This is a genomic window from Streptomyces nanhaiensis (assembly GCF_046614825.1).
Lineage (GTDB): Bacteria > Actinomycetota > Actinomycetes > Streptomycetales > Streptomycetaceae > Streptomyces > Streptomyces radiopugnans.
Window position 1 is genome coordinate 1 of the sequence record NZ_JBKJFM010000079.1, and the last position, 20,807, is coordinate 20,807.

Genomic DNA, 20,807 nt, shown 5'->3' on the forward strand with positions numbered 1-20,807 from the left:
GGCCTTCGGTGGTTACTTGGCGGTGGTGTCCAGCGCGGCCAGGGCCTGGGCCCAGCGGACGTACTTCAGCTTGGCCAGGTCGGCCACGGTCTTCACGCCGAACGCCTGGTCCAGCAGTTCGCCGTCGCGGTCGGACACGCCCTTCAGGGCGGAGACGGGTGCCTGGAGTATCTCCGGCAGGGCCTTGTCCGCCCATGCCTTGTCCAGCACCTTGTCCAGGTCGATCGAAGCCACGTACGCCCTCCCAGGCTGACGATGCACGGATGGGGTGGCAGGCCCGACCGCTCCGCGGCTTGCAGCGGCCGAGTCTGTGTCCGGTTGCTCGACGGCTCTCCGCGGACGGCGTGCCGACCGTCCCGCCGTATCTCTCGGGCGAGACGTGTATGCCTGCCAGTGGCCGGGAATACCCGTGGCCACCCCCTCGTCTTCTCTACAAGACTGTAGAAGTATAGAAGGTGTGGAACCCCGCTCGGCGCACATCCGCGCAGCCGGTCGGGGAAAGTCTGAAAACAGTCCTTCGAGGGTGCCCTCAACCCTGCGGACGGGGGTTCTGCGCTGTCTTCGTGACGCCGCGGGGAGACCTTCGGCAGGCGCACCGGCCCATCAGAGCCCCTTGGGAGACACAAGAAGTGCTCGCCCCGCCCTGGGTGAACCTCCCGGTACCAGCCATGCCACGCTCCTGCCTGGATCGAGTGAGGGAAGGGGCGGCATGGTGGCCGAGATCCCGCCACCTCCACTCGCCCCGGCGCGTGTTGCCTTCACCGCAGCCGAGTTCTTCCCGGCCACCGTCGAGCATGGGAGCGGCGCGGCCCCGCCGACAGGCTCCCGCAGTGCCTGTGCAGGGGGTGCGCCATGGCCGCGGTCCGCCGGCGGGTACGGCGACACCGGGGCGGCCACCGTCGAGGGGCGCTGGTGAGGTCCGCCATGAGCACGGCCCTGTGAGAAATCCGACCTGACCTCTGCCCCCGCCACCGATGACGGCGCGCCCGCTGGGAGGCCGGCGATGGCGTCCGCCTGGACAGGCCGGAACGCACCGTCACCCGTTCAGGCCGCGGCCGCGGCCGCTTCCGCATTCCGCATGCCGACCGTTGGCCCGTGGGCTGTCCGCCCCTCACGGAGGAGGCCCTCGGCGCCATCGACCGCCGCATGTTTCTTCTCCCGCGCCACCCCGCACGCCGTGACCTGTGTCGGGGCCGGCGTCTCTCCTTCGGCAGTGCCTTGGCCGTGCTGCGCGCCAACGGCACGCACCTGGCCGCTGTCACCAGCGCAGGGATACCGTCCTCGGTTTCGTCACCGTGGAGATGCCCTGCCCGAACTCGTCGGCCCCACGCCCTGGCGACACACGGGCCGGACGCGCCTGCGCGGACCAGGACCTGCCGCACCCGGCGCGACGCGATGGCGCAGATCGGCCGTAAAGCACAAGCCCCCGAATTTGAGGGGGCTGCAGTGCCGGGCCCAGGGACGCGCGCGGCGCTGAGCGGCCGTCTCCGCCGCACAGCTCAACGCCCGGCCATGCGGAAGCCCGTTTGAGGAATGGCTTCCTGGGCCACTGGAGAGAGCAAGGCGCTCCGTGCCGCCCCGCCCCGCGCCGCCGACGTCGACGTGTCATGAATGTCCTCACCGAGGAGGCCCGATGAAATGGCTTGTGTGGTTGCTGTTGATCGCCGTTGCGCTGGCGATTCTGGGGCTGGTGGTCAAGGCGCTGAAGTGGATGCTGATCATCGCTGCTGTGGTGTTCGTCGCAGGCATGGTCACCGGGTGGGTGAAGCAGCGTAAATGACAGACTGCAGGCACGGACTTGCAGGAGCGCCATCTGCCTGCCTGGAGCATCAGGTCTGAAGCCCAGGGCGCTGAGTCGGCGCAACTTTCCCCGTCTCGGGATTTTTCGGCAGTCACCACGGATTTTCGGCTGTCCACTGGTCGCTCCTTCGCGGTGCGTTGATTCGGTTCTGTCTTCCGGGGCGCGCTCGCCGAGGGAGTTGGAGTCGCTTCTCGTGCGCCGGCGGCCAGGCTCCAGGGGCGGACCGGCGGTGCTGTGGTGAAGCCAAGGGGCCGATCCGGTGTCGCCAGGCCACCCAATATTTCTACAGTTATGTAGAGTATGCGTGGCCGGAGTGACCGGTGCCTGCCGGAGAGGAGGCGCCGACGCCTCTGCGGAACAGTCGGACGGCTTTCGCCCCGCGTGTGCCTCCAGAGGCCCGTGAGGTGGGCGAGAGCTGTGTCCCCCGAGCTTGCCCTTGTCCGTCTCGGCAGAGGATCTGGCCGTACGAAGTGGGGAGGAGGTAGGGCATGGGCTGGGCGCTGCTGCTATTGGTGGCGATCGCGCTCGGAGTGCTCGGGTGGACGGTGCACACACTGAGCTGGCTGCTGATCGTAGCGGCAGTGCTCCTCGCCATCGGGCTGGTGAACGGCTGGGAGAAGTGGAGAGCGTGAGGCTCCCACTCGGTGCCTCCTGACCTGCGGTCAGGACTGTCGGCGGTGCACAAACGACAGCAGGACCGTGCTCCGGGCCCGCAGCCGGGTCCGGATGCTGACAGGAATTCACCCCTTCACCGGGTCTCCACACCCCAAGTGCGCGTGGCCGCAGCCGTAAGCACTACGAGCCAGAGGCGCGGCACCCACCGCGCGGTCAGTACCCAGGCGGAGAAGGGAGCGGTGCGTCGCTCGGCACCACGGGTGGCAGAACGACGAAGAGGGCGCTCAGATCACGGACATGCTTCTTCGGACCCGCCTTCGGTAGTGGGCGCCGCCCGCGGCGCCCGGGAACGTGAGGATCCTCAACCCAGGTACCGGCCGCCATGCCGACACCGGTCCTCCCCCTCGACAGCTGCTCACCTTGCTTGTTCGGCTCCAGGGGCTTCTACGGCAACGAGGATCTGCGGGGGCCCTCCAGAAGAGCGAGATACCGCCGACAAAGGCCACGATCACTGGAGAAGTGAGGTAGGAGCAGGGCCTCCCGGTGGTCTGTTCGCCGGTCGTCTGGGCATGCGGCAGAGGACCGTGACGCCTGTGAAGAGGAGAGCGAAGATGCTCGCGGCCTGGACCGGATCGTGGAGCCTGGGCTGGAGCGTCGCGATCTTCCTGGTGGCCGCTGCCGTCACCGTGGTGTGCAGCGTCCGGCTCGCGGGGCTGGGCGATACCCTCGCCGACCGGACGGGCTGGGGCGAGGCGCTGTTCGGCGCGGTCTTCTTCGGACTGATCACCTCCCTGTCGGGCATCGTGATGACGGCGGTCAGCGCGGCCGGCGGCCAGCCCACCCTGGCGTACGGCAACGCGGTGGGCGGCATCGCGGCGCAGACCCTGGCGGTCGTGGTCGCCGACGCCTCCTACCGGCGGGTCAACCTGGAGCACGCCGCGGCCTCCCTGCCCAACGTGCTGTTCGGCTGCCTGCTCATCGCCCTGCTCGGACTGGCGCTGATGGCCTCCTTCGGCCCCGAGGTCACGGTGCTGGGAGTGCACCCGGCCTCACTGGTGCTGGCGGCCTTCTACTGGGGCGGGATCCGGCTGATCCGCTACCAGGAGGAGCCGATGTGGCAGGCGGTCCGCACCCGCGAGACCGTCCCCGACACGCCGGACGAGGAGCGTTTCGCCGGGCGGGGCAGCCGCGGTCTGTGGGGGGAGTTCCTGGTGGTCGCCGGCCTGGTCGCGCTGGGCGGCTGGGCCGTGGCCCGGGCGGCCGAGAGCCTGCTGGAGGCGACCGGGATGAACGCGGGCTTCGTCGGCGCGGTCCTGATGGGCGGGGTCAACGCGCTGCCGGAGACGGTGACGGCGGTCGCGGCGGTACGGCGGGGGGCGGTGACCCTGGCGATAGCGGCCATCGTGGGCGGCAACTGCCTGGACGTGCTCAACCTCGCCATCGGCGACCTCTTCCTCCGCGGCGGCTCCCTCTACCACGCGGCCGGCTCCGACCAGCTCTTCCTCACCAGCGCCGCACTGGTGATGACCACGGTGCTGCTGGGCGGCATGCTGGTGCGGCAGAAGCGCGGCTGGCTGCGGCTCGGATTCGACGGCATCGTGCTGCTCGCCGTCTACCTGGGAAGCGTGGCCGTCCTGGCCTTCTGACCGGGGCGTCCGCACACGCTGCTCCCGCGTCAGGATCTGTGCCCTGCCCGCACATACAACCCTGAGCGGGCAGCATTGCACGTACGCTGGTTCGCGGGCCGGAGCCAGTCGTCGTCGCGGGGACGGGTGCATGAACCACAGGCAGAAGATCGCTCTCCTGGGAGGCGTGGTCCTGCTGGCCAGCAATGTTCTCCTGGTCGAGCGGGGGGACGCTCAGTCCTCCCCGCACACCTTTGGGCACGGCGCGTCGGCCTCCGAGATCCGCCTCGCGCCGACTCCGGAGGCCAGGAACGTACTACGAGTGCTACGGCAGGCCGGTCTGCCGATCGAGAATGCCCGGCCGTACGTCCGGCACAAGGCCGACCCTGATGGTTTTCCGGGCCGCTCGGGCGGCTACCGCAGCAAGGTCGTCTTCGAGGACGCACGGGTGGACGGCGGGCGGGTGGCCGACAACGACCCCGGCAGCGTGGCCCTGGGCGGCGTCATCGAGGTCTACTCCGACGCCGAGGAGGCACGGAAGCGCGCCGAGCAGTTGAGGAGGGACGCCTACGGCATTCCCTCCCGCGCCGAGCGCCACTACCTGGGCGGGAAGGTGCTACTGCGCATCTCCCCCTACTTGGCCGAGGAGCGTGCGGACCTGTACGGTGCGGCGCTCGGCGCGGCCGAGTTGCCCCCGCCCTCCCCGCCCTCCGTTCTGCGGCAGGTCTGACCCGGGCGGGAGGCGGTCACCGCAGTCGGTCGTAGTCTGTCCCGATGGTGAGGGTGACCACCCCTGGTGCGGCGTCGCCGTCCTGCTCTGCCCCGGCGCCGGGCAGGCGGGAGGCCAGGACCCGGGCCTGCCGCTCCAGCCCGGCCGGATGGGTGACCGAGGTGGCTTCCGCGTCCTGGTCTGCGTTGCCGACCGAGACGACGGTGAAACCCGCCGCCCGCAGTTCCTCGGCGACCTCGCCGGCCTGCCCCGGGGCACCGGTGCCGTTGAGGACCCGTACGCGGACCCGGCTGGCATAAAGGGGGTCGGCCGTTTCTGCCTCCAGAGCGGCCTTGTCCACCTCCTCGTCGTCGGCCAGCGCGGTGAACAGCCGGCGGGCCTGCGGATACTGCCACACCACGTTCGCCTTGTCCGAGGGGACATCGGCTTCGCGCGGATAGTTGGGCACGGTGAGGAACGTCAACCGGTCCCGGGGGATGTCCTGGACGGTGGAAGCGAGGTCGTACAGAGGTTTGATGCCGGCCAGGTCGCGGTCGGTGGTCAGGGACGCGGTCGCCGAGTCCAGGAAGTCGTACAGAGCGGCGGGGTTGGTGAGCTCGGCCTTGGCCTTGGCGACCAGGGCCCGCATGAACTCCTGCTGGCGCCCGATGCGGCCGGTGTCGCTGCCGTCGCCGATACCGTAGCGGGCGCGGACGTACCCCAGGGCGTCCTCATCCTTGATGGTCTGGCAGCCCGCCTCCAGGTACAGGTGGGCCTTGTCGTCGCGTATCGGTTCCTCCGGGCAGATCTCGATGCCGCCCAGGGCGTTGACCATGCCCTTGAAGCCCTGGAAGTCCACCGACACGAAGTGGTCGATGCGCAGGCCGGTGTTGTGCTCCAAAGTCTTGATGGTGCAGGCGGCGGCCCCTGCGACGTCTCCGGTGCTGCCGCCGATGGCGAACGATTCGTTGATCTTGAACTTGTGGGGGGCGGACTCGGTGCCGTCCCCGCGGTCGCATGCGGGTATCTGCACCCAGGAGTCGCGGGGGAAGGACACCACGGTGGCCCATTCGCGGTTCCTGGGCAGGTGGACGACCATCAGGGTGTCCGACTGCATGGTCTCCAGACCCTTGCCGTACTCGCCGCCGGTACCGTCCCGGCTGTCGGACCCCACTACGAGGATGTTCATCGAACCGGGGCTGGTGTTGGCCGGCCGGGTGTGGCCCAACCGGTCGTCGAGGTCGGCGGAGTGGATGTTGCCCTCCAGGCTCCGGTAGGCCCACCACCCACCTGCGGCGCCCGCCACAGTGAGGACCGCCAGGATGCCGGCGCACCAGGCGACGATCCGGCCCCGCCGGGTCAGCCTCGTCCCTTTCCGGTGCCGCCCGTCTGCGGGCGTCCTGCTCGCTGCCCGCCGGGCAGCGGACCGGCCTTGTTTCTCATCATCCACGTATCGGCCCCAACAACTGCCCGGGCCGGCGCCGCGGACTCATCGAACACCTCTGCGCGATGGACGGTATCAACACGCCGCCCCGCCCTGACAGACACGGGCCGCGGCCGTGGCGGACCGTGACCGGGGATACACACGCCGGATCGCGGGAACTCGGCGGGCCGGACGGCAGTTGTCACCTGCACGGAAGACGCGAGCTGTGCGGCGCGACAGGCCACCGGGCTGTCGGCGGGGCGTGCCCGCCGCCCCTGCACGCCGGCCGCGGAACACGTCCGTATCGTCATGGGCACAGTCCACCGAATCGAGGAGTCCTTCTTGCCAGCCCCTCCGCAGGGTCAGGTCAGCCGTACCCGATCCACAGCCCGCCAGGGGGGTGGTGAGCGGTGACCGCCTGGCTCGGCCTGCTCGCCGTCCTCGTGCTCACTTTCGGCACCGGGTACTTCGTCGCCCAGGAGTTCGCCTACGTCGCCGCCGACCGGCTCGCGCTGGAGCGGCAGGCCGCAGCCGGCGACAGGCGCGCCGCACGCGCGGTGAAGGTGCTGGGCCGGCTGTCGTTCATGCTCTCCGGCGCCCAGCTGGGCATCACCGTCACCGGCCTGGTCGTCGGCTTCCTCGCGGAACCGGCGCTCGCCTAGCTGCTGCGTCCGGTCCTGACGGGCGCCGGGGTGCCGGAGGCCGCCGTGGGCGGGGTGGCGCTGACGGTCGCGTTCGTCCTGGCCACCGCACTGCAGATGGTCATCGGCGAACTCGCGCCCAAGAACCTGGCCCTGGCCGTCCCGGACCGGCTGGCCAAGGCCCTGGCCTCCTCCACGCTGGCCTATCTGAAGGTGACCGGTCCGCTGATCCACGTCTTCGACAGCACCGCGAACAAGCTGCTGCGGCGGGCCGGGATCGAGCCGGTGGAGGAGCTCCACCACGGCGCGACGCTGGAGGAGGTCGGGCACCTCATCGAGGCCGCGCACGAGGAGGGCCACCTTCCGCGGCGCACGGCCGACCTCGTCGACCACGCCCTGGAGTTCGGCGACCGCAACACCGGCACGGTCATGGTGCCCCGTGTGGAGACAGCCTTCGTCGCGGCGAATGCCCCGGCGACCGAGGTCGTCGAGCTGATCGCGGCCCACGGCCACTCCACCTACCCCGTGCTCGGCGACCGCCCCGACGACGTCGTGGGCGTCGTCGGGGTGCGCGAGCTCATGCGGCTCGGCGCGGCCTCCATCGCGGCTGCGACCGCCGGGGAGCTGGCCCGCCCTGCCCTGCTGCTGCCCGAGACCCAGCCCCTGCCGGACGCGGTCGACCGGATGCGCGAGCGGGACGAGGAGTTCGCCGTCGTCCTGGACGAGCACGGCGGCCTCGCCGGGATCATCACCTTCGAGGACATCGCCGAGGAACTGGTCGGCGAGATCGCCGACGAGACCGACCGCCTGGCCGAGACGGCGGTGCCCGACGGCGACGGCTGGCGGGTCGACGCCGGCCGCCGGCTGGACGAGGTCGCCGAGGCCACCGGCATCCACCTGCCCGAGGCCGAGGACTACGAGACGGTCGCCGGTCTGATCATCGACCACCTCGGCCGCTTCCCCACCGTCGGTGACCGCATCACCGTCGCCCTGCCCGCGCGGGGCGGGCACGCGGCCGTCGAGGTGCTGTCCCTGGACCGGCACGTACCCAAGCGCGTACGGCTGGCCCGCACCACCGCCGACACCGGCCGCACCGACCGGAGTGGCCGGGAGGAGGACGCATGAGCCCGTGGACCGCCGCGCTGGTCACCGTCCTGCTGCTCGCCGCCAGCGGATTCTTCGTCGCCGCCGAGTTCGCCCTCGTCGCGGCCAAGCACCACCGCATGGAGCGCTACGCGGAGCAGGGCCGCAGGGGAGCCAAGTCGGCGCTCGCCGGGATGCGGGAGCTGTCCCTGATGCTCGCCGGCGCTCAGCTGGGCATCACCGTGGCCACCCTCGGCCTGGGCAGCATCTCCAAACCGGCCATCTCCCACCAGGTCGAGCCCCTGCTGGAGGCCGCCGGCCTGCCCGGCGAGCTGTCCTACGCCATCGCCTTCCTCTTCGCCATGGCGATCGTCGTCTTCCTCCACATGGTCGTCGGCGAGATGGCCCCCAAGTCCTGGGCGATCGCGCACCCGGAGCAGTCCGCGATGCTGCTCGCCCCGGCGTTCCGCGGCATCACCCTGCTGGTGCGGCCGCTGCTGTGGGTCCTCAACAAGATCAGCAACGGACTGGTCAGGCTGTTCCGGGTCACCCCGCGCGAGGAGCTGGCCTCGGTCCACAACCGCGAGCAGCTCACCCACCTGATCGCCGAGTCCCAGCGCCTGGGCCTGATCACCAAGAGCGAGTCCGGTCTGCTGACCCGCTCGCTCACCGCACCGCAGGAGCCGGTCGGCGCACTGATGGTCCCCGCCGACCGAGTCATCGCCGTCCCCGCCGACGCGGACGCCGACACCGTCCTGGCCACCGCCTCCCGGCACGACCGCACCCGGCTGCTGGTGCTGGACGGCATCCGGGTCGTCGGCTCGGTCCACGCCCGCGACGTGCTGGTGGCCCGCACCCGCGGCCGCGCGGCCACCGCCCGCGCCCTGGCCCGCCCGGTTCCGGAACTGGAGCCGCACGACACCGTCGCGGACGGCATCGAACTGCTCCGGCAGCGCCGCGCGACCCTGGCCGTCCTCCGGGACGAGAAGGGAGACCTGTCCGGAATCGTCAGCCTGGACGACCTGATCGCCCGCCTGACCCACGCGGCGTGACTACGATCTCCGCGTAGCCGTGGCCGGTCGCCGACCTCGTGGAGCGTGGCCTGTGGCGCGCCGCGGGCTCAAAGTCCCAGAGAAGTCGCCGCGCCCCTTCCTGACCCGCTGCGTCGCAGGTCAGAAGGGGCGCGGCGACGTCCCGGAAGTCCGCCGCTCAGATGTCGCGGAAGATGTCGATGCGGGCGCCCACCGAGTTGAGCCGCTCGGCCAGGTCCTCGTAACCGCGGTTGATGACGTAGACGTTGCGCAGCACCGAGGTGCCCTCGGCCGCCATCATCGCCAGCAGCACCACCACGGCAGGGCGCAGCGCGGGCGGGCACATCATCTCGGCCGCGCGCCAGCGGGTGGGGCCCTCCACCAGGACGCGGTGGGGGTCCAGGAGCTGGAGGCGTCCGCCGAGCCGGTTGAGGTCGGTCAGGTAGATGGCGCGGTTGTCGTAGACCCAGTCGTGGATGAGGGTCTTGCCCTGGGCGCTGGCGGCGATGGCCGCGAAGAAGGGCACGTTGTCGATGTTGATGCCGGGGAACGGCATCGGGTGGATCTTGTCGATCGGCGCCTCCAGCTTGGAGGGCCGCACGGTGAGGTCGACCAGGCGGGTGCGGCCGTTGTCGGCGCGGTACTCCGCGCCGCGGTCGTGGTCCAGCCCCATCTCCTCCAGCACGGCCAGCTCGATCTCCAGGAACTCGATCGGCACCCGCCGCACCGTCAGCTCCGACTCGGTGACCACGGCCGCGGCCAGCAGGCTCATCGCCTCCACCGGGTCCTCGGAGGGGGAGTAGTCCACGGCGCGGTCGATGTGGGGGACGCCGTGGACGGTCAGCGTGGTGGTGCCCACCCCCTCCACCCGCACGCCCAGTTCCTCCAGGAAGAAGCACAGGTCCTGGACCATGTAGTTGGAGGAGGCGTTGCGGATGACGGTGGTGCCGTCGTGCCGGGCGGCGGCCAGCAGGGCGTTCTCGGTGACGGTGTCCCCGCGCTCGGTCAGCACGATCGGGCGGGTGGGGCGGACGGAGCGGTCCACCACCGAGTGGTAGGTGCCCTCGGTGGCGGTGACCTCCAGGCCGAAGTGCCGCAGTGCGCTCATGTGCGGCTGCACGGTGCGGGTGCCCAGGTCGCAGCCGCCCGCGTAGGGGATGCGGAAGTGGTCCATCCGGTGCAACAGGGGTCCGAGGAACATGATGATGCTGCGGGTGCGGCGGGCGGCGTCGGCGTCGATGCCCTCCAGGTCCAGCTCGGCAGGCGGGACGATCTCCAGGTCGGCGCCGTCGTTGATCCAGCGGGTGCGCACTCCGATGGAGCCGAGCACCTCCAGGATCCGGTAGACCTCCTCGATCCGGGCGACCCGGCGCAGCACGGTGCGGCCGGAGTTCAGCAGGGAGGCGCACAGCAGGGCGACGCAGGCGTTCTTGCTGGTCTTGACGTCGATGGCGCCGGACAGCCGGCGGCCTCCGACGACCCGCAGATGCATCGGGCCGGAGTAGCCCAGTGAGACGATCTCACTGTCCAGGGCTTCACCGATACGGGCGATCATCTCAAGGCTGATGTTTTGATTGCCGCGTTCGATGCGGTTGACCGCGCTCTGACTGGTGGCCAGGGCCTCCGCCAGCTGGGCCTGGGTCCAGCCACGGTGCTGGCGGGCGTCGCGGATGAGCTTGCCGATGCGCATGAGGTAGTCGTCGGTCATGGGGGCGATGTTATCTCAGATATGAGATGTCAACCTCTGGGGCTCGGGTGTCTTCCTGTTTTCTTCGTACTTTCACTCGTTTATCGGGCATGTTCCGGTCCTCCCCACGGCCGGCTCGTGTGTGTGCCGGCGCTTGGGGGCGGACGCGCGGGTACCCGGGGCGGGGTGGGGCATGACCGTGGAGCCGCCATGTACTAGAGTTATCTCGACATCGAGATATCTACCGAGAGACGTACCGCCGCCGCGTCCGCCGAGGCTTCGCCGGGCGACCCCCGACTTAGGTGAGCCTGAGCGAAGCGGTCGGGGCCCGGGGCGGCAGGATCGCGGTGGTACGCGCGAACCCATGCACTTGAAGGAGACTGTCGTGTCGGCGAACAGCTTCGACGCCCGCAGCACGCTGCAGGTGGGCGACGAGTCGTACGAGATCTTCCGGCTGGACAAGGTCGAGGGCTCCGCCCGGCTGCCGTACAGCCTGAAGGTCCTCCTGGAGAACCTCCTCCGCACCGAGGACGGCGCGAACATCACCGCCGACCACATCCGGGCGCTGGGCGGCTGGGACTCCCAGGCCCAGCCCAGCCAGGAGATCCAGTTCACGCCGGCCCGCGTGATCATGCAGGACTTCACCGGCGTGCCCTGCGTGGTGGACCTCGCCACCATGCGCGAGGCCGTCAAGGAGCTCGGCGGCGACCCGTCGAAGATCAACCCGCTCGCCCCGGCCGAGCTGGTCATCGACCACTCCGTCATCGCCGACAAGTTCGGCACCCCGGACTCCTTCGCGCAGAACGTGGAGCTGGAGTACGGCCGCAACCGCGAGCGCTACCAGTTCCTGCGCTGGGGCCAGACCGCCTTCGACGAGTTCAAGGTCGTGCCCCCCGGCACCGGCATCGTCCACCAGGTGAACATCGAGCACCTGGCCCGCACCGTCATGGTGCGGAACGGCCAGGCCTACCCCGACACCCTGGTCGGCACCGACTCGCACACCACCATGGTCAACGGCCTCGGCGTGCTGGGCTGGGGCGTCGGCGGCATCGAGGCCGAGGCCGCCATGCTCGGCCAGCCGGTCTCCATGCTCATCCCGCGCGTGGTCGGCTTCAAGCTGACCGGCGAGCTGCCCACCGGCACCACCGCCACCGACCTGGTGCTGACCATCACCGAGATGCTCCGCAAGCACGGCGTGGTCGGCAAGTTCGTGGAGTTCTACGGCGAGGGCGTGGCCGCCACCTCGCTGGCCAACCGCGCCACCATCGGCAACATGTCGCCGGAGTTCGGCTCCACCGCCGCGATCTTCCCCATCGACGGCGAGACCCTGAACTACCTGCGCCTGACCGGCCGTTCCGAGCAGCAGATCGCGCTGGTCGAGGCGTACGCCAAGGAGCAGGGCCTGTGGCTGGACCCGGCCGCCGAGCCGGACTTCTCCGAGAAGCTGGAGCTCGACCTCTCCACCGTCGTGCCCTCCATCGCCGGCCCCAAGCGCCCGCAGGACCGCATCGTCCTGGCCGAGGCCGCCCAGCAGTTCAGGAAGGACGTCCGCGACTACGTCGCCGCCGGCGTCACCGGCGGGGACGACCGCAAGCCGGGCGTCCCCGCGCAGGAGCAGCCCGCGGGCGTGGCCTCCCCTGTGGACGAGGCCAGCGCCGAGTCCTTCCCCGCCTCCGACGCCCCGGCCTACGGCCACCAGGAGAACGGCTCCGGCGCCCCGCGGCACGCCGACGGCCCGGCCGACGACGCGCCCTCCAACCCGGTCACCGTCACCGCCCCCGACGGCACGGCCTACGAGATCGACCACGGCGCCGTCACCGTCGCCGCGATCACCTCCTGCACCAACACCTCCAACCCCTACGTCATGGTCGCCGCCGCCCTGGTGGCCAAGAAGGCGGTGGAGAAGGGCCTGACCCGCAAGCCGTGGGTCAAGACCACCCTGGCCCCGGGCTCCAAGGTCGTCATGGACTACTACGACCGCGCCGGGCTCACCCCGTACCTGGACAAGCTGGGCTTCAACCTCGTCGGCTACGGCTGCACCACCTGCATCGGCAACTCCGGCCCGCTGCCGGAGGAGGTCTCCAAGGCCGTCAACGACAACGACCTGGCCGTGACCTCGGTCCTCTCGGGCAACCGCAACTTCGAGGGCCGCATCAACCCCGACGTCAAGATGAACTACCTGGCGTCCCCGCCGCTGGTCGTCGCGTACGCCATCGCGGGCTCGATGAAGGTGGACATCACCCGCGAGCCGCTGGGCACCGGCAAGGACGGCAACCCGGTCTTCCTGAAGGACGTGTGGCCCTCCGAGCAGGAGGTCAACGACGTCGTCGCCTCCGCCATCGGCGAGGACATGTTCGCCACCTCCTACCAGGACGTCTTCGCGGGCGACGCCCAGTGGCAGGCGCTGCCGGTCCCGACCGGCGACACCTTCGAGTGGGACCCGCAGTCCACCTACGTCCGCAAGCCCCCGTACTTCGAGGGCATGGGCATGGACCCGGAGCCGGTGCAGGACATCTCCGGCGCCCGTGTCCTGGCCAAGCTGGGCGACTCGGTCACCACCGACCACATCTCCCCGGCCGGCGCCATCAAGGCCGACACCCCGGCCGGCAAGTACCTCACCGAGCACGGTGTGGAGCGCCGCGACTTCAACAGCTACGGCTCGCGCCGCGGCAACCACGAGGTCATGATCCGCGGCACCTTCGCCAACATCCGCCTGCGCAACCAGATCGCGCCGGGCACCGAGGGCGGCTACACCCGCGACTTCACCGTCGAGGGCGGGCCGGTCTCCTTCATCTACGACGCCTCCCAGAACTACCAGGCCGCCGGCATCCCGCTGGTCGTCCTGGCGGGCAAGGAGTACGGTTCGGGCTCCTCGCGCGACTGGGCGGCCAAGGGCACCGCGCTGCTGGGCGTCAAGGCCGTCATCGCCGAGAGCTACGAGCGCATCCACCGCTCGAACCTGATCGGCATGGGCGTGCTGCCGCTGCAGTTCCCCGAGGGCGCCTCGGCCGAGTCGCTGGGCCTGACGGGCGAGGAGGCCTTCTCCATCAGCGGCATCACCGCGCTGAACGAGGGCGGCATTCCGGGCACGGTGAAGGTGACCACCGACACCGGCGTGGAGTTCGACGCCACGGTGCGCATCGACACCCCCGGCGAGGCGGACTACTACCGCAACGGCGGCATCATGCAGTACGTGCTGCGCTCGCTGATCCGCAAGTGATCCGCAAGGCGACCCGCCAGTGAGAGGCCGCTGCCCGCCGCCCGGGTGACCGGGCGGCGGGCAGCGGCCAGGCGGTGGCGGCGGGGCCGTACCTCCCATGGTGGGAGGTACGGCCCCGCCGCGTTTCCCGGAGGTCTCAACTCGGGAAAGACTGGCACCCGAACGCGCACCGATCTTGCCCACCGGAAGGAAAGTGGACTATACCTGTCGGCGTCCGAGCGGTCATATGAGAAGACGAAGGCCGGAGGGCCGTGGCACCGGGAGAGGGCGGGCATCGGCGGGACCCGGCGCGGCTCCGCACGATCCGGAGTCACATCCCGCACAACTCAGCTTCAACTCACAAGCGGTGTCCGGGGGTTCCGGCACACCGCCTGAGTCCTTTACAGAAGGCGAGGACTTGAGCATGGGATCCACCGATGTCAACCGTCGTGATCTGATCAAGCGGGCCACCGCGGCCGGCCTGATCGCCGTCCCCGCCATGAGCGCGCTCTCCGCCTGCGCCAGCAGCGACAGCGGGAGCGACAACGAGGTCGCCAAGGGCCAGAAGACCAAGGACAACCCGCTGGGCGTCAACAAGGACGCAGGCCTGGACTTCGTCATCTTCGACGGCGGCTTCGGCACCCAGTACGGCAAGGACGCCGCCGAGATCTACGAGAAGAGCTACGGCAAGGTCAAGCTCACCGCCACCCAGAAGATCCGCTCGGTCCTCCAGCCCAGAATGGTCGGCGGCAACCCGCCCGACCTCATCGACAACTCCGGCGCCGAGCAGATGGACGCGGCCACCCTGATCGCCAAGGACCAGCTCGCCGAGCTGAGCCCCCTGCTCGACGCCCCCTCCGTCGACGACCCGGACACCAAGGTCCGCGACACCCTCCTGCCGGGCACCATCGAGATGGGCCAGTACGGCGACGAGAAGGTCTGGCGCCTGAACTACGCCTACACCGTCTACGGCCAGTGGTACTCCAGGAAGCTGCTGGCCGACAACGACTGGGAGTACCCCAGGACCTGGGACGAGATGCTGGCCCTGTGCGCCAAGGCCAAGAAGAAGGGCATCGCGGGCTGGACGTACGCCGGCCAGCACCCGTACTACATCCCCTTCACCCTCTACCCGTTCATCGGGAAGATCGGCGGCCGGGAGGTCCTGGACGCCATCGACAACCTGGAGCCGAACGCCTGGAAGCACGACGCGGTCAAGAGCGCGTTCGAGGCCTACCACGAACTGTCCGCCAAGGGCTACATCCTGCGGGGCACCCCCGGCCTGGACCACATCCAGTCCCAGACCCAGTGGACCAAGGGCAAGTGCATCTTCATCCCCAACGGCTCCTGGGTGGAGAACGAGGCCGCCGACACCACGCCCGCCGACTTCGACATGGCCTGCGGCGCGGTCACCGGCCTGGACGACTCCGACAAGATGCCCTTCGGCACCCTGTGGGCGCAGGCCGGTGAGCCGTTCATCGTGCCCGCGCAGGCCAAGAACCCGGCCGGCGGCATGGAACTGCTGCGGATCATGCTGAGCAAGAAGTCGGCGCAGAACTTCTCCCGGCTGGTGAAGTCGCTGACCTGCGTGGCCGGCGCCACCGACGGCATGGAGATGTCCCCCGGTCTGGCCTCCTCCAGCCAGGCGCTCAAGGACGCCGGGGACAACGTGGTCAACCCGCGCATCTTCGACTGGTACCAGACCCTCCACAAGGAGCAGATCGGCTCGGTGCTCGCCGAGCTGCTGGCCGGCCGGATGAAGCCCGCCGAGGCCATGAACAAGTGCCAGGAGTACGCCGACCGGACGGCCAAGGACGACTCCGTCAGGAAGTACAAGCACGCGTGAGCCGGGCCTGCTGAGGGCCGGCCCTCAGCGGGCCCCGGAAGCAACCGGAACAGCCGGAACACGGAGATTGGGACGAGGGCGGCATGGCCAGTGACAGCCCGGCGGTTGCCGAGGCCGGCAAGGAAGCGGCGCCCCCGCCGGGAGGGCCCGGCGGGGGCCGGGGCGAGCGGCGCGTCTCCCCCCGCCACCGGACCTACCTGAAGTACCGGTTCATCGCGGGCTTCCTCGCGGTGCCCCTGGTGCTCTACGGCGTCCTGGTCGTGTCGCCCTTCTTCCAGACGTTCTACTACTCGCTGACCGACTGGACGGGCCTCAGCAGCGACTTCGCCTTCGTCGGGCTGGACAACTTCGGCCGGCTGATGGAGGACGAGATCTTCCGCAAGGCGCTGTGGCACAACGTCCTGCTGCTGCTGGTCCTGCCCGTCATCACCCTCGGCCTGGGCCTGTTCTTCGCCTTCATGCTCAACGTCGGCGGCCGGCACCGGCGGGGCGAGGCGGTGGCGGGGGTGCGCGGCTCGCACTTCTACAAGATCGTCTACTTCTTCCCGCAGGCGCTGTCGATCGCGATCGTCGTGGTGCTGTGGAAGTACATCTTCAACCCCGCCGGCGGCCTGCTCAACGGCATACTGTCGGCCGTCGGCCTGGGGGAGTGGCAGCAGAGCTGGCTCGGCGACCCCCGGCTGGCCTTCTGGTGCGTCGTGGTCGTGATGGTGTGGGCGAACGTCGGCTTCTACGTCGTGCTCTTCTCCGCGGCCATGGGCTCCATCCCCCGCGAGATCTACGAGGCGACGCTGCTGGACGGCGCCGGCCGGACGACCACGTTCTTCCGCGTCACCCTGCCGCTGATGCGCGACACCGTGCAGACCGGCTGGGTGTACATGGGCATCATGGCGCTCGACGCCTTCGCCGTGGTGCACATCCTGACGGTGAACGCGGGCGGCCCCGCCTACTCGACCATCGTCGCGCCGGTCTACCTGTACAACAAGGCGTTCCAGGACGGACAGGCCGGTTACGCGACCGCCGTCGCCGTGGCCCTGCTGATCGTCACCATGGTCTTCTCCGTGGCGGCGATGGCGTTCGGGCGGAGCAAGGACCGGATCGAGTTCTGACAGGCCAGCGGGAGAACCAGCCATGACCACTGCCGAACCGTCGCCGTCCCTGAGGCCGGGGGACCCCGAGGAGACCGCCGTCACCCTCACCAAGGGCGCAGCCGGCCCGCAGCGGCCCGCGAACGCGCCCGGCACGGGCGCCGGGCGGGAGGGGGGCGGCACGGAGGGACGCACCCTCAACGCCTTCTCGCACGCCTTCCTGGTCCTGTGGGCCGTGATGGCCGCCGGGCCCCTGCTGTGGGCGGTGATGAACTCCTTCAAGTCCTCCGGCGCCATCCTGGAGAACCCCTGGTCGCTGCCGGAGAGCCTGAACTGGGACAACTGGTCCTTCGCCTGGAACGAGGCGAACATCGGCCAGTACACGATCAACTCGGCGATCGTGGTGGGCGGCTCGGTGGTCGGCACCATGCTGCTGGGCTCGATGGTGGCCTACGTCCTGGCCCGCTACGACTTCCCCGGCAACCGGCTGGTGTACTTCCTGTTCGTCGGCGGCATGGCGTTCCCGATCATCGTCGCCCTGGTGCCGCTGTTCTTCGTGATGAAGAACTTCGCGCTGCTGGACACCTACCACGGCCTGATCCTGGTCTACATCGCCTACTCGCTGCCGTTCACCGTCTTCTTCATGTCGGCCTTCTTCCGCACCCTCCCCTCCTCGATCGCGGAGGCGGCGGAGATCGACGGGGCCTCGCACAGCCGGATCTTCTTCCAGGTCATGCTGCCGATGGCCAAGCCCGGCCTGATAAGCGTGGGGATCTTCAACTTCCTCGGGCAGTGGAACCAGTACCTGATCCCCCAGGTGGTGCACGTCGGCGACGCCGACAAGTACGTGCTCACCCAGGGTCTGGCCAACCTGGCGGCCCAGACCGGCTACCGCGGCAACTGGGGCGGGCTCTTCGCCGGCCTGACCCTGGCGGTGCTGCCCATCCTCGTCGTCTACGTCGTCTTCCAGCGCCAGGTGCAGGCGGGGCTGACCGCGGGCGCGCTGAAGTAGGCCCGCCCGCGCCTGCCGTCCCCGCCGCCCCCACCGCCCCGCCCGTCCCCCCGCCGTCCCCTCCTCCGAGGCGGCTACCGCGTCCCGGTGGCCGCCTCCTCGCGTCTCCTCGCCCTCCTCCGTGCCTCTTCGCGCCGAGGGCGTCACCGTCCGTGCGCAGATAACATCCGAGCGCCCACCCCGCTCAAGGTCTTGACGGGAGATAACGCTTCAGGCTGTGCTTATGGTTCACGTATTGGAGACAAGCCGCACCTCGTCGGCGTGGTGCGGCCGACGGGCAGGTCGTCGAGCCGCCCGTCGAGGCGGGAGTGGATGAGTCGTGGAGACTCCGGGGTCGCAGTCCTCTCTGCACCGGGCCAATCTGGAGCGGGTGGTACGGGCCGTGCGCATCGCGGGCTCGCTCACCCAGGCGGAGATCGCGCGGACCACGGGGCTGTCGGCCGCGACGGTCTCCAACATCGTCCGGGAGCTGAAGGACAACGGCACGGTCGAGGTCACCCCGACCTCCGCCGGAGGACGCCGGGCCCGCAGCGTCTCGCTGTCGGGGGACGCGGGCATCGTCGTCGGCGTCGACTTCGGCCACTCCCACCTGCGCGTGGCCGTCGGCAACCTGGCCCACCAGGTGCTCGCCGAGGAGTCCGAGCCGATCGACGTGGACGCCTCCGCCTCCCAGGGCTTCGACCGGGCCGAGCGGCTGGTGGAGCGGCTGATCGAGGTGACCGGCTTCTGCCGGGAGAAGGTCATCGGGCTGGGCCTGGGCGTCCCCGGCCCGATCGACGTCGAGACCGGAGTGCTGGGCTCCAGCACCATCCTGCCGGGCTGGGCCGGGACCAATCCGCGCGAGGAGCTGGCCTCCCGCCTCGGTGTGGAGGTCCACGTCGACAACGACGCCAACCTCGGTGCGCTGGGCGAGCTGGTGTGGGGCAGCGGGCGCGGCGCGCGGGACCTGGCGTACATCAAGGTCGCCAGCGGCGTGGGCGCGGGCCTGGTGATCGACGGTCAGATCTACCGGGGCCCGGGCGGCACCGCGGGTGAGATCGGCCACATCACGCTGGACGAGTCCGGCCCGGTGTGCCGGTGCGGCAACCGCGGCTGCCTGGAGACGTTCACCGCGGCCCGCTACGTCCTGCCGCTGCTGCACTCCAGCCACGGGCCCGACCTGACCATGCCCGAGATGGTCAGGCTCGCCCGGTCCGGGGACCTCGGCTGCCGCCGTGTGGTGGCCGACATCGGACGCCATGTGGGCAGCGGCGTCGCCAACCTGTGCAACCTGCTCAACCCCAGCCGGGTCGTGCTCGGCGGCGACCTGGCCGAGGCCGGCGAGCTGGTGCTCGGCCCGATCCGCGACTCGGTCTCCCGGTACGCCATCCCCAGCGCGGCCCGGCAGCTGACGGTGGTGCCCGGTGCCCTGGGCGGTCGTGCGGAGGTGCTGGGCGCGCTGGCGCTGGTGCTGAGCGAGATGGGCGACTCGACGCTGCTGGACGGTTCGCTGAACGGCACCCGGCGCGTGCCGGCCGTCGCGGCGTCCGCCGGGGCCTGAGCCGGATCCGAGCGGTTCCGGGCGGTTCCGGGGCGGTTCTGAGCCGGCGCGGGGCCGGTTCGGAACCGGATCGGAACCGGTTCCTGGTCGGGTTGCGCGGAAAACAAACGAAGAGAAGGACGGGACGGACGGGGGCCGGAGGCGCCGCTGTACCCGTGTCATGAGGGCGAGAGCGCTCTCGTTGCCACTCTGCGTTCACCTTGTTCACGCATGGCATCGTTGCTGTCTCGTTAAGAATTTACTTCTTGACGGCAGGTGTTACTACGAGTTGACTTCCTGCCACCTCGGCCGCAGTGACGCGGCCTCGTCAGGGAGGTTCTGGATGAACACGCAACTGCGCCGTGCCGCCGTGGCCGTGGCCGCCACCGCCATGGCCGTCTCGCTCGCCGCCTGCGGCAGTGCCAAGGAAGCCGGAGGCAACGGCTCGGGCGGCGACGACAAGAAGAAGGACGGCCCGCTGACCATCGGCCTGCTGCTGCCGGAGGACCAGACGGCCCGCTACGAGAACTTCGACAAGCCCCTCATCGAGAAGAGGATCAAGGAGCTCTGCTCCGACTGCGAGGTGAGCTACGTCAACGCCAAGGAGGACGCGTCGACGCAGCAGCAGCAGATGAACTCGATGATCACCAAGAAGGTGGACGCGATCATCCTGGACGCGGTGGACGCCAAGTCCATCGCCGGCTCGGTCACCAAGGCGGACGAGGCCGGCATCCCGGTCGTCGCCTACGACCGCCTCGCCGAGGGCCCGATCTCCGCCTACACCTCCTTCGACAACGAGCAGGTCGGCAAGGTCCAGGGCACCGCGCTGCTGGAGGAGCTCGGCGACAAGGCCGAGGACGGCCAGATCGTCATGATGAACGGGTCGCCGACCGACCCCAACGCGGCCATGTTCAAGAAGGGCGCCAAGTCCGTCCTCGACGGCAAGGTCAAGGTGGGCAAGTCCTACGACACCACCGGCTGGAAGCCCGAAGAGGCCAACAAGAACATGAGCGGCGCCATCGCCTCCCTGGGCAAGGGGAACATCGTCGGCGTCTACTCCGCCAACGACGGCATGGCCGGCGGCATCATCACCGCCCTCAAGAGCGCCGGCGTCGACCCGCTGCCGCCGGTCACCGGCCAGGACGCCGAACTGGCGGGCGTCCAGCGCATCGTCTCCGGCGACCAGTTCATGACGGTCTACAAGCCCTTCCAGCCCGAGGCCTACGCCGCCGCCGAGATGGCCGTCGCCCTGGCCCGCGGTGAGAAGCCGGAGACCGAGACCACCGTCGACAGCGCGACCACCAAGGGCGTCCCCGCGACCCTGATCGAGCCGATCGCGGTGACCGCCGAGAACCTGAAGGACACCGTGGTCAAGGACGGCCTCTACTCGGTGGAGGAGATCTGCACGGCCAAGTACGCCAAGGCGTGCGAGAAGGCCGGCCTGAAGTAACGGTCCGGCAGTCCGCCGGCCCACCGGTGCCCGCGCCCCCCTCGGTCCCACAGGGCGCGGGCACCGGACGGTCCCCACCCC

At 70.0% G+C, this 20,807-nt stretch carries 14 protein-coding genes and 1 pseudogene; 12 read left to right on the forward strand and 3 right to left on the reverse strand.

Annotated features, from left to right (window positions below):
• Positions 1-12: 12 nt before the first annotated feature.
• Positions 13-234: a hypothetical protein gene (locus ACLIYP_RS17900; RefSeq protein ID WP_412714140.1), complete on the reverse strand. Its 222-nt coding sequence runs from the start codon at positions 232-234 to the stop codon at positions 13-15.
• A 1,399-nt stretch (positions 235-1,633) separates the two neighbouring features.
• Here ACLIYP_RS17900 and ACLIYP_RS17905 point away from each other — a divergent pair.
• From ACLIYP_RS17905 to ACLIYP_RS17920, 4 genes are all read left to right on the forward strand, one after another.
• Positions 1,634-1,780: a hypothetical protein gene (locus ACLIYP_RS17905; RefSeq protein WP_412714141.1), complete on the forward strand. Its 147-nt coding sequence runs from the start codon at positions 1,634-1,636 to the stop codon at positions 1,778-1,780.
• A 509-nt stretch (positions 1,781-2,289) separates the two neighbouring features.
• Entirely contained in the window at positions 2,290-2,433 is a 144-nt protein-coding gene (locus ACLIYP_RS17910) for a hypothetical protein (protein WP_412714142.1), read from the forward strand.
• A gap of 594 nt (positions 2,434-3,027) precedes the next feature.
• Positions 3,028-4,062, forward strand: a complete 1,035-nt coding sequence (locus tag ACLIYP_RS17915; RefSeq protein WP_412714143.1) for a sodium:calcium antiporter — start codon at positions 3,028-3,030, stop codon at positions 4,060-4,062.
• 130 nt (positions 4,063-4,192) lie between these two features.
• The gene (locus ACLIYP_RS17920; RefSeq protein ID WP_412714144.1) at positions 4,193-4,771 is read left to right on the forward strand and encodes a hypothetical protein; all 579 of its coding nucleotides are present in this window, start codon (positions 4,193-4,195) and stop codon (positions 4,769-4,771) included.
• A gap of 16 nt (positions 4,772-4,787) precedes the next feature.
• Here the strand turns inward: ACLIYP_RS17920 and ACLIYP_RS17925 are convergent, their stop codons facing one another.
• The gene (locus tag ACLIYP_RS17925) at positions 4,788-6,113 is read right to left on the reverse strand and encodes an LCP family protein (protein WP_459076348.1); all 1,326 of its coding nucleotides are present in this window, start codon (positions 6,111-6,113) and stop codon (positions 4,788-4,790) included.
• 470 nt (positions 6,114-6,583) lie between these two features.
• Between ACLIYP_RS17925 and ACLIYP_RS17930 the strand changes: the two are divergent.
• Both ACLIYP_RS17930 and ACLIYP_RS17935 read left to right on the forward strand, forming a co-directional pair.
• Positions 6,584-7,939, forward strand: a pseudogene (locus ACLIYP_RS17930) (hemolysin family protein).
• Complete coding sequence (locus ACLIYP_RS17935) at positions 7,936-8,949, forward strand: hemolysin family protein (protein WP_412714145.1); 1,014 nt, start codon at positions 7,936-7,938, stop codon at positions 8,947-8,949. The pseudogene ACLIYP_RS17930 and the gene ACLIYP_RS17935 overlap by 4 nt, the downstream one beginning before the upstream one ends.
• Positions 8,950-9,106: 157 nt before the next feature.
• On the opposite strand, the gene ACLIYP_RS17940 is transcribed toward ACLIYP_RS17935, so the two are convergent.
• Positions 9,107-10,636 carry a helix-turn-helix domain-containing protein gene (locus ACLIYP_RS17940; protein WP_412714146.1) on the reverse strand — a complete coding sequence of 510 codons (1,530 nt, stop codon included), beginning with the start codon at positions 10,634-10,636 and terminating at the stop codon, positions 9,107-9,109.
• A 364-nt stretch (positions 10,637-11,000) separates the two neighbouring features.
• On the opposite strand from ACLIYP_RS17940, the gene ACLIYP_RS17945 reads away from it, so the two are divergent.
• The 6 genes from ACLIYP_RS17945 (at position 11,001) to ACLIYP_RS17970 (ending at position 20,726) form a co-directional block, all read left to right on the forward strand.
• A complete protein-coding gene (locus ACLIYP_RS17945) occupies positions 11,001-13,835 on the forward strand; it encodes an aconitate hydratase (RefSeq protein WP_412714147.1) in 2,835 nt (944 codons plus the stop codon).
• Positions 13,836-14,238: 403 nt separating this feature from the next.
• Complete coding sequence (ngcE, locus tag ACLIYP_RS17950) at positions 14,239-15,657, forward strand: N-acetylglucosamine/diacetylchitobiose ABC transporter substrate-binding protein (protein WP_412714148.1); 1,419 nt, start codon at positions 14,239-14,241, stop codon at positions 15,655-15,657.
• 83 nt (positions 15,658-15,740) lie between these two features.
• Positions 15,741-16,766 (forward strand): carbohydrate ABC transporter permease, encoded by a 1,026-nt coding sequence (locus ACLIYP_RS17955; RefSeq protein ID WP_412714149.1) that lies wholly within the window; start codon positions 15,741-15,743, stop codon positions 16,764-16,766.
• Positions 16,767-16,788: 22 nt separating this feature from the next.
• The gene (locus ACLIYP_RS17960) at positions 16,789-17,757 is read left to right on the forward strand and encodes a carbohydrate ABC transporter permease (protein WP_412714150.1); all 969 of its coding nucleotides are present in this window, start codon (positions 16,789-16,791) and stop codon (positions 17,755-17,757) included.
• A 319-nt stretch (positions 17,758-18,076) separates the two neighbouring features.
• Complete coding sequence (locus tag ACLIYP_RS17965) at positions 18,077-19,297, forward strand: ROK family transcriptional regulator (protein ID WP_412714151.1); 1,221 nt, start codon at positions 18,077-18,079, stop codon at positions 19,295-19,297.
• A 322-nt stretch (positions 19,298-19,619) separates the two neighbouring features.
• Positions 19,620-20,726 (forward strand): ABC transporter substrate-binding protein, encoded by a 1,107-nt coding sequence (locus ACLIYP_RS17970; protein WP_412714152.1) that lies wholly within the window; start codon positions 19,620-19,622, stop codon positions 20,724-20,726.
• Positions 20,727-20,807 lie beyond the last annotated feature (81 nt).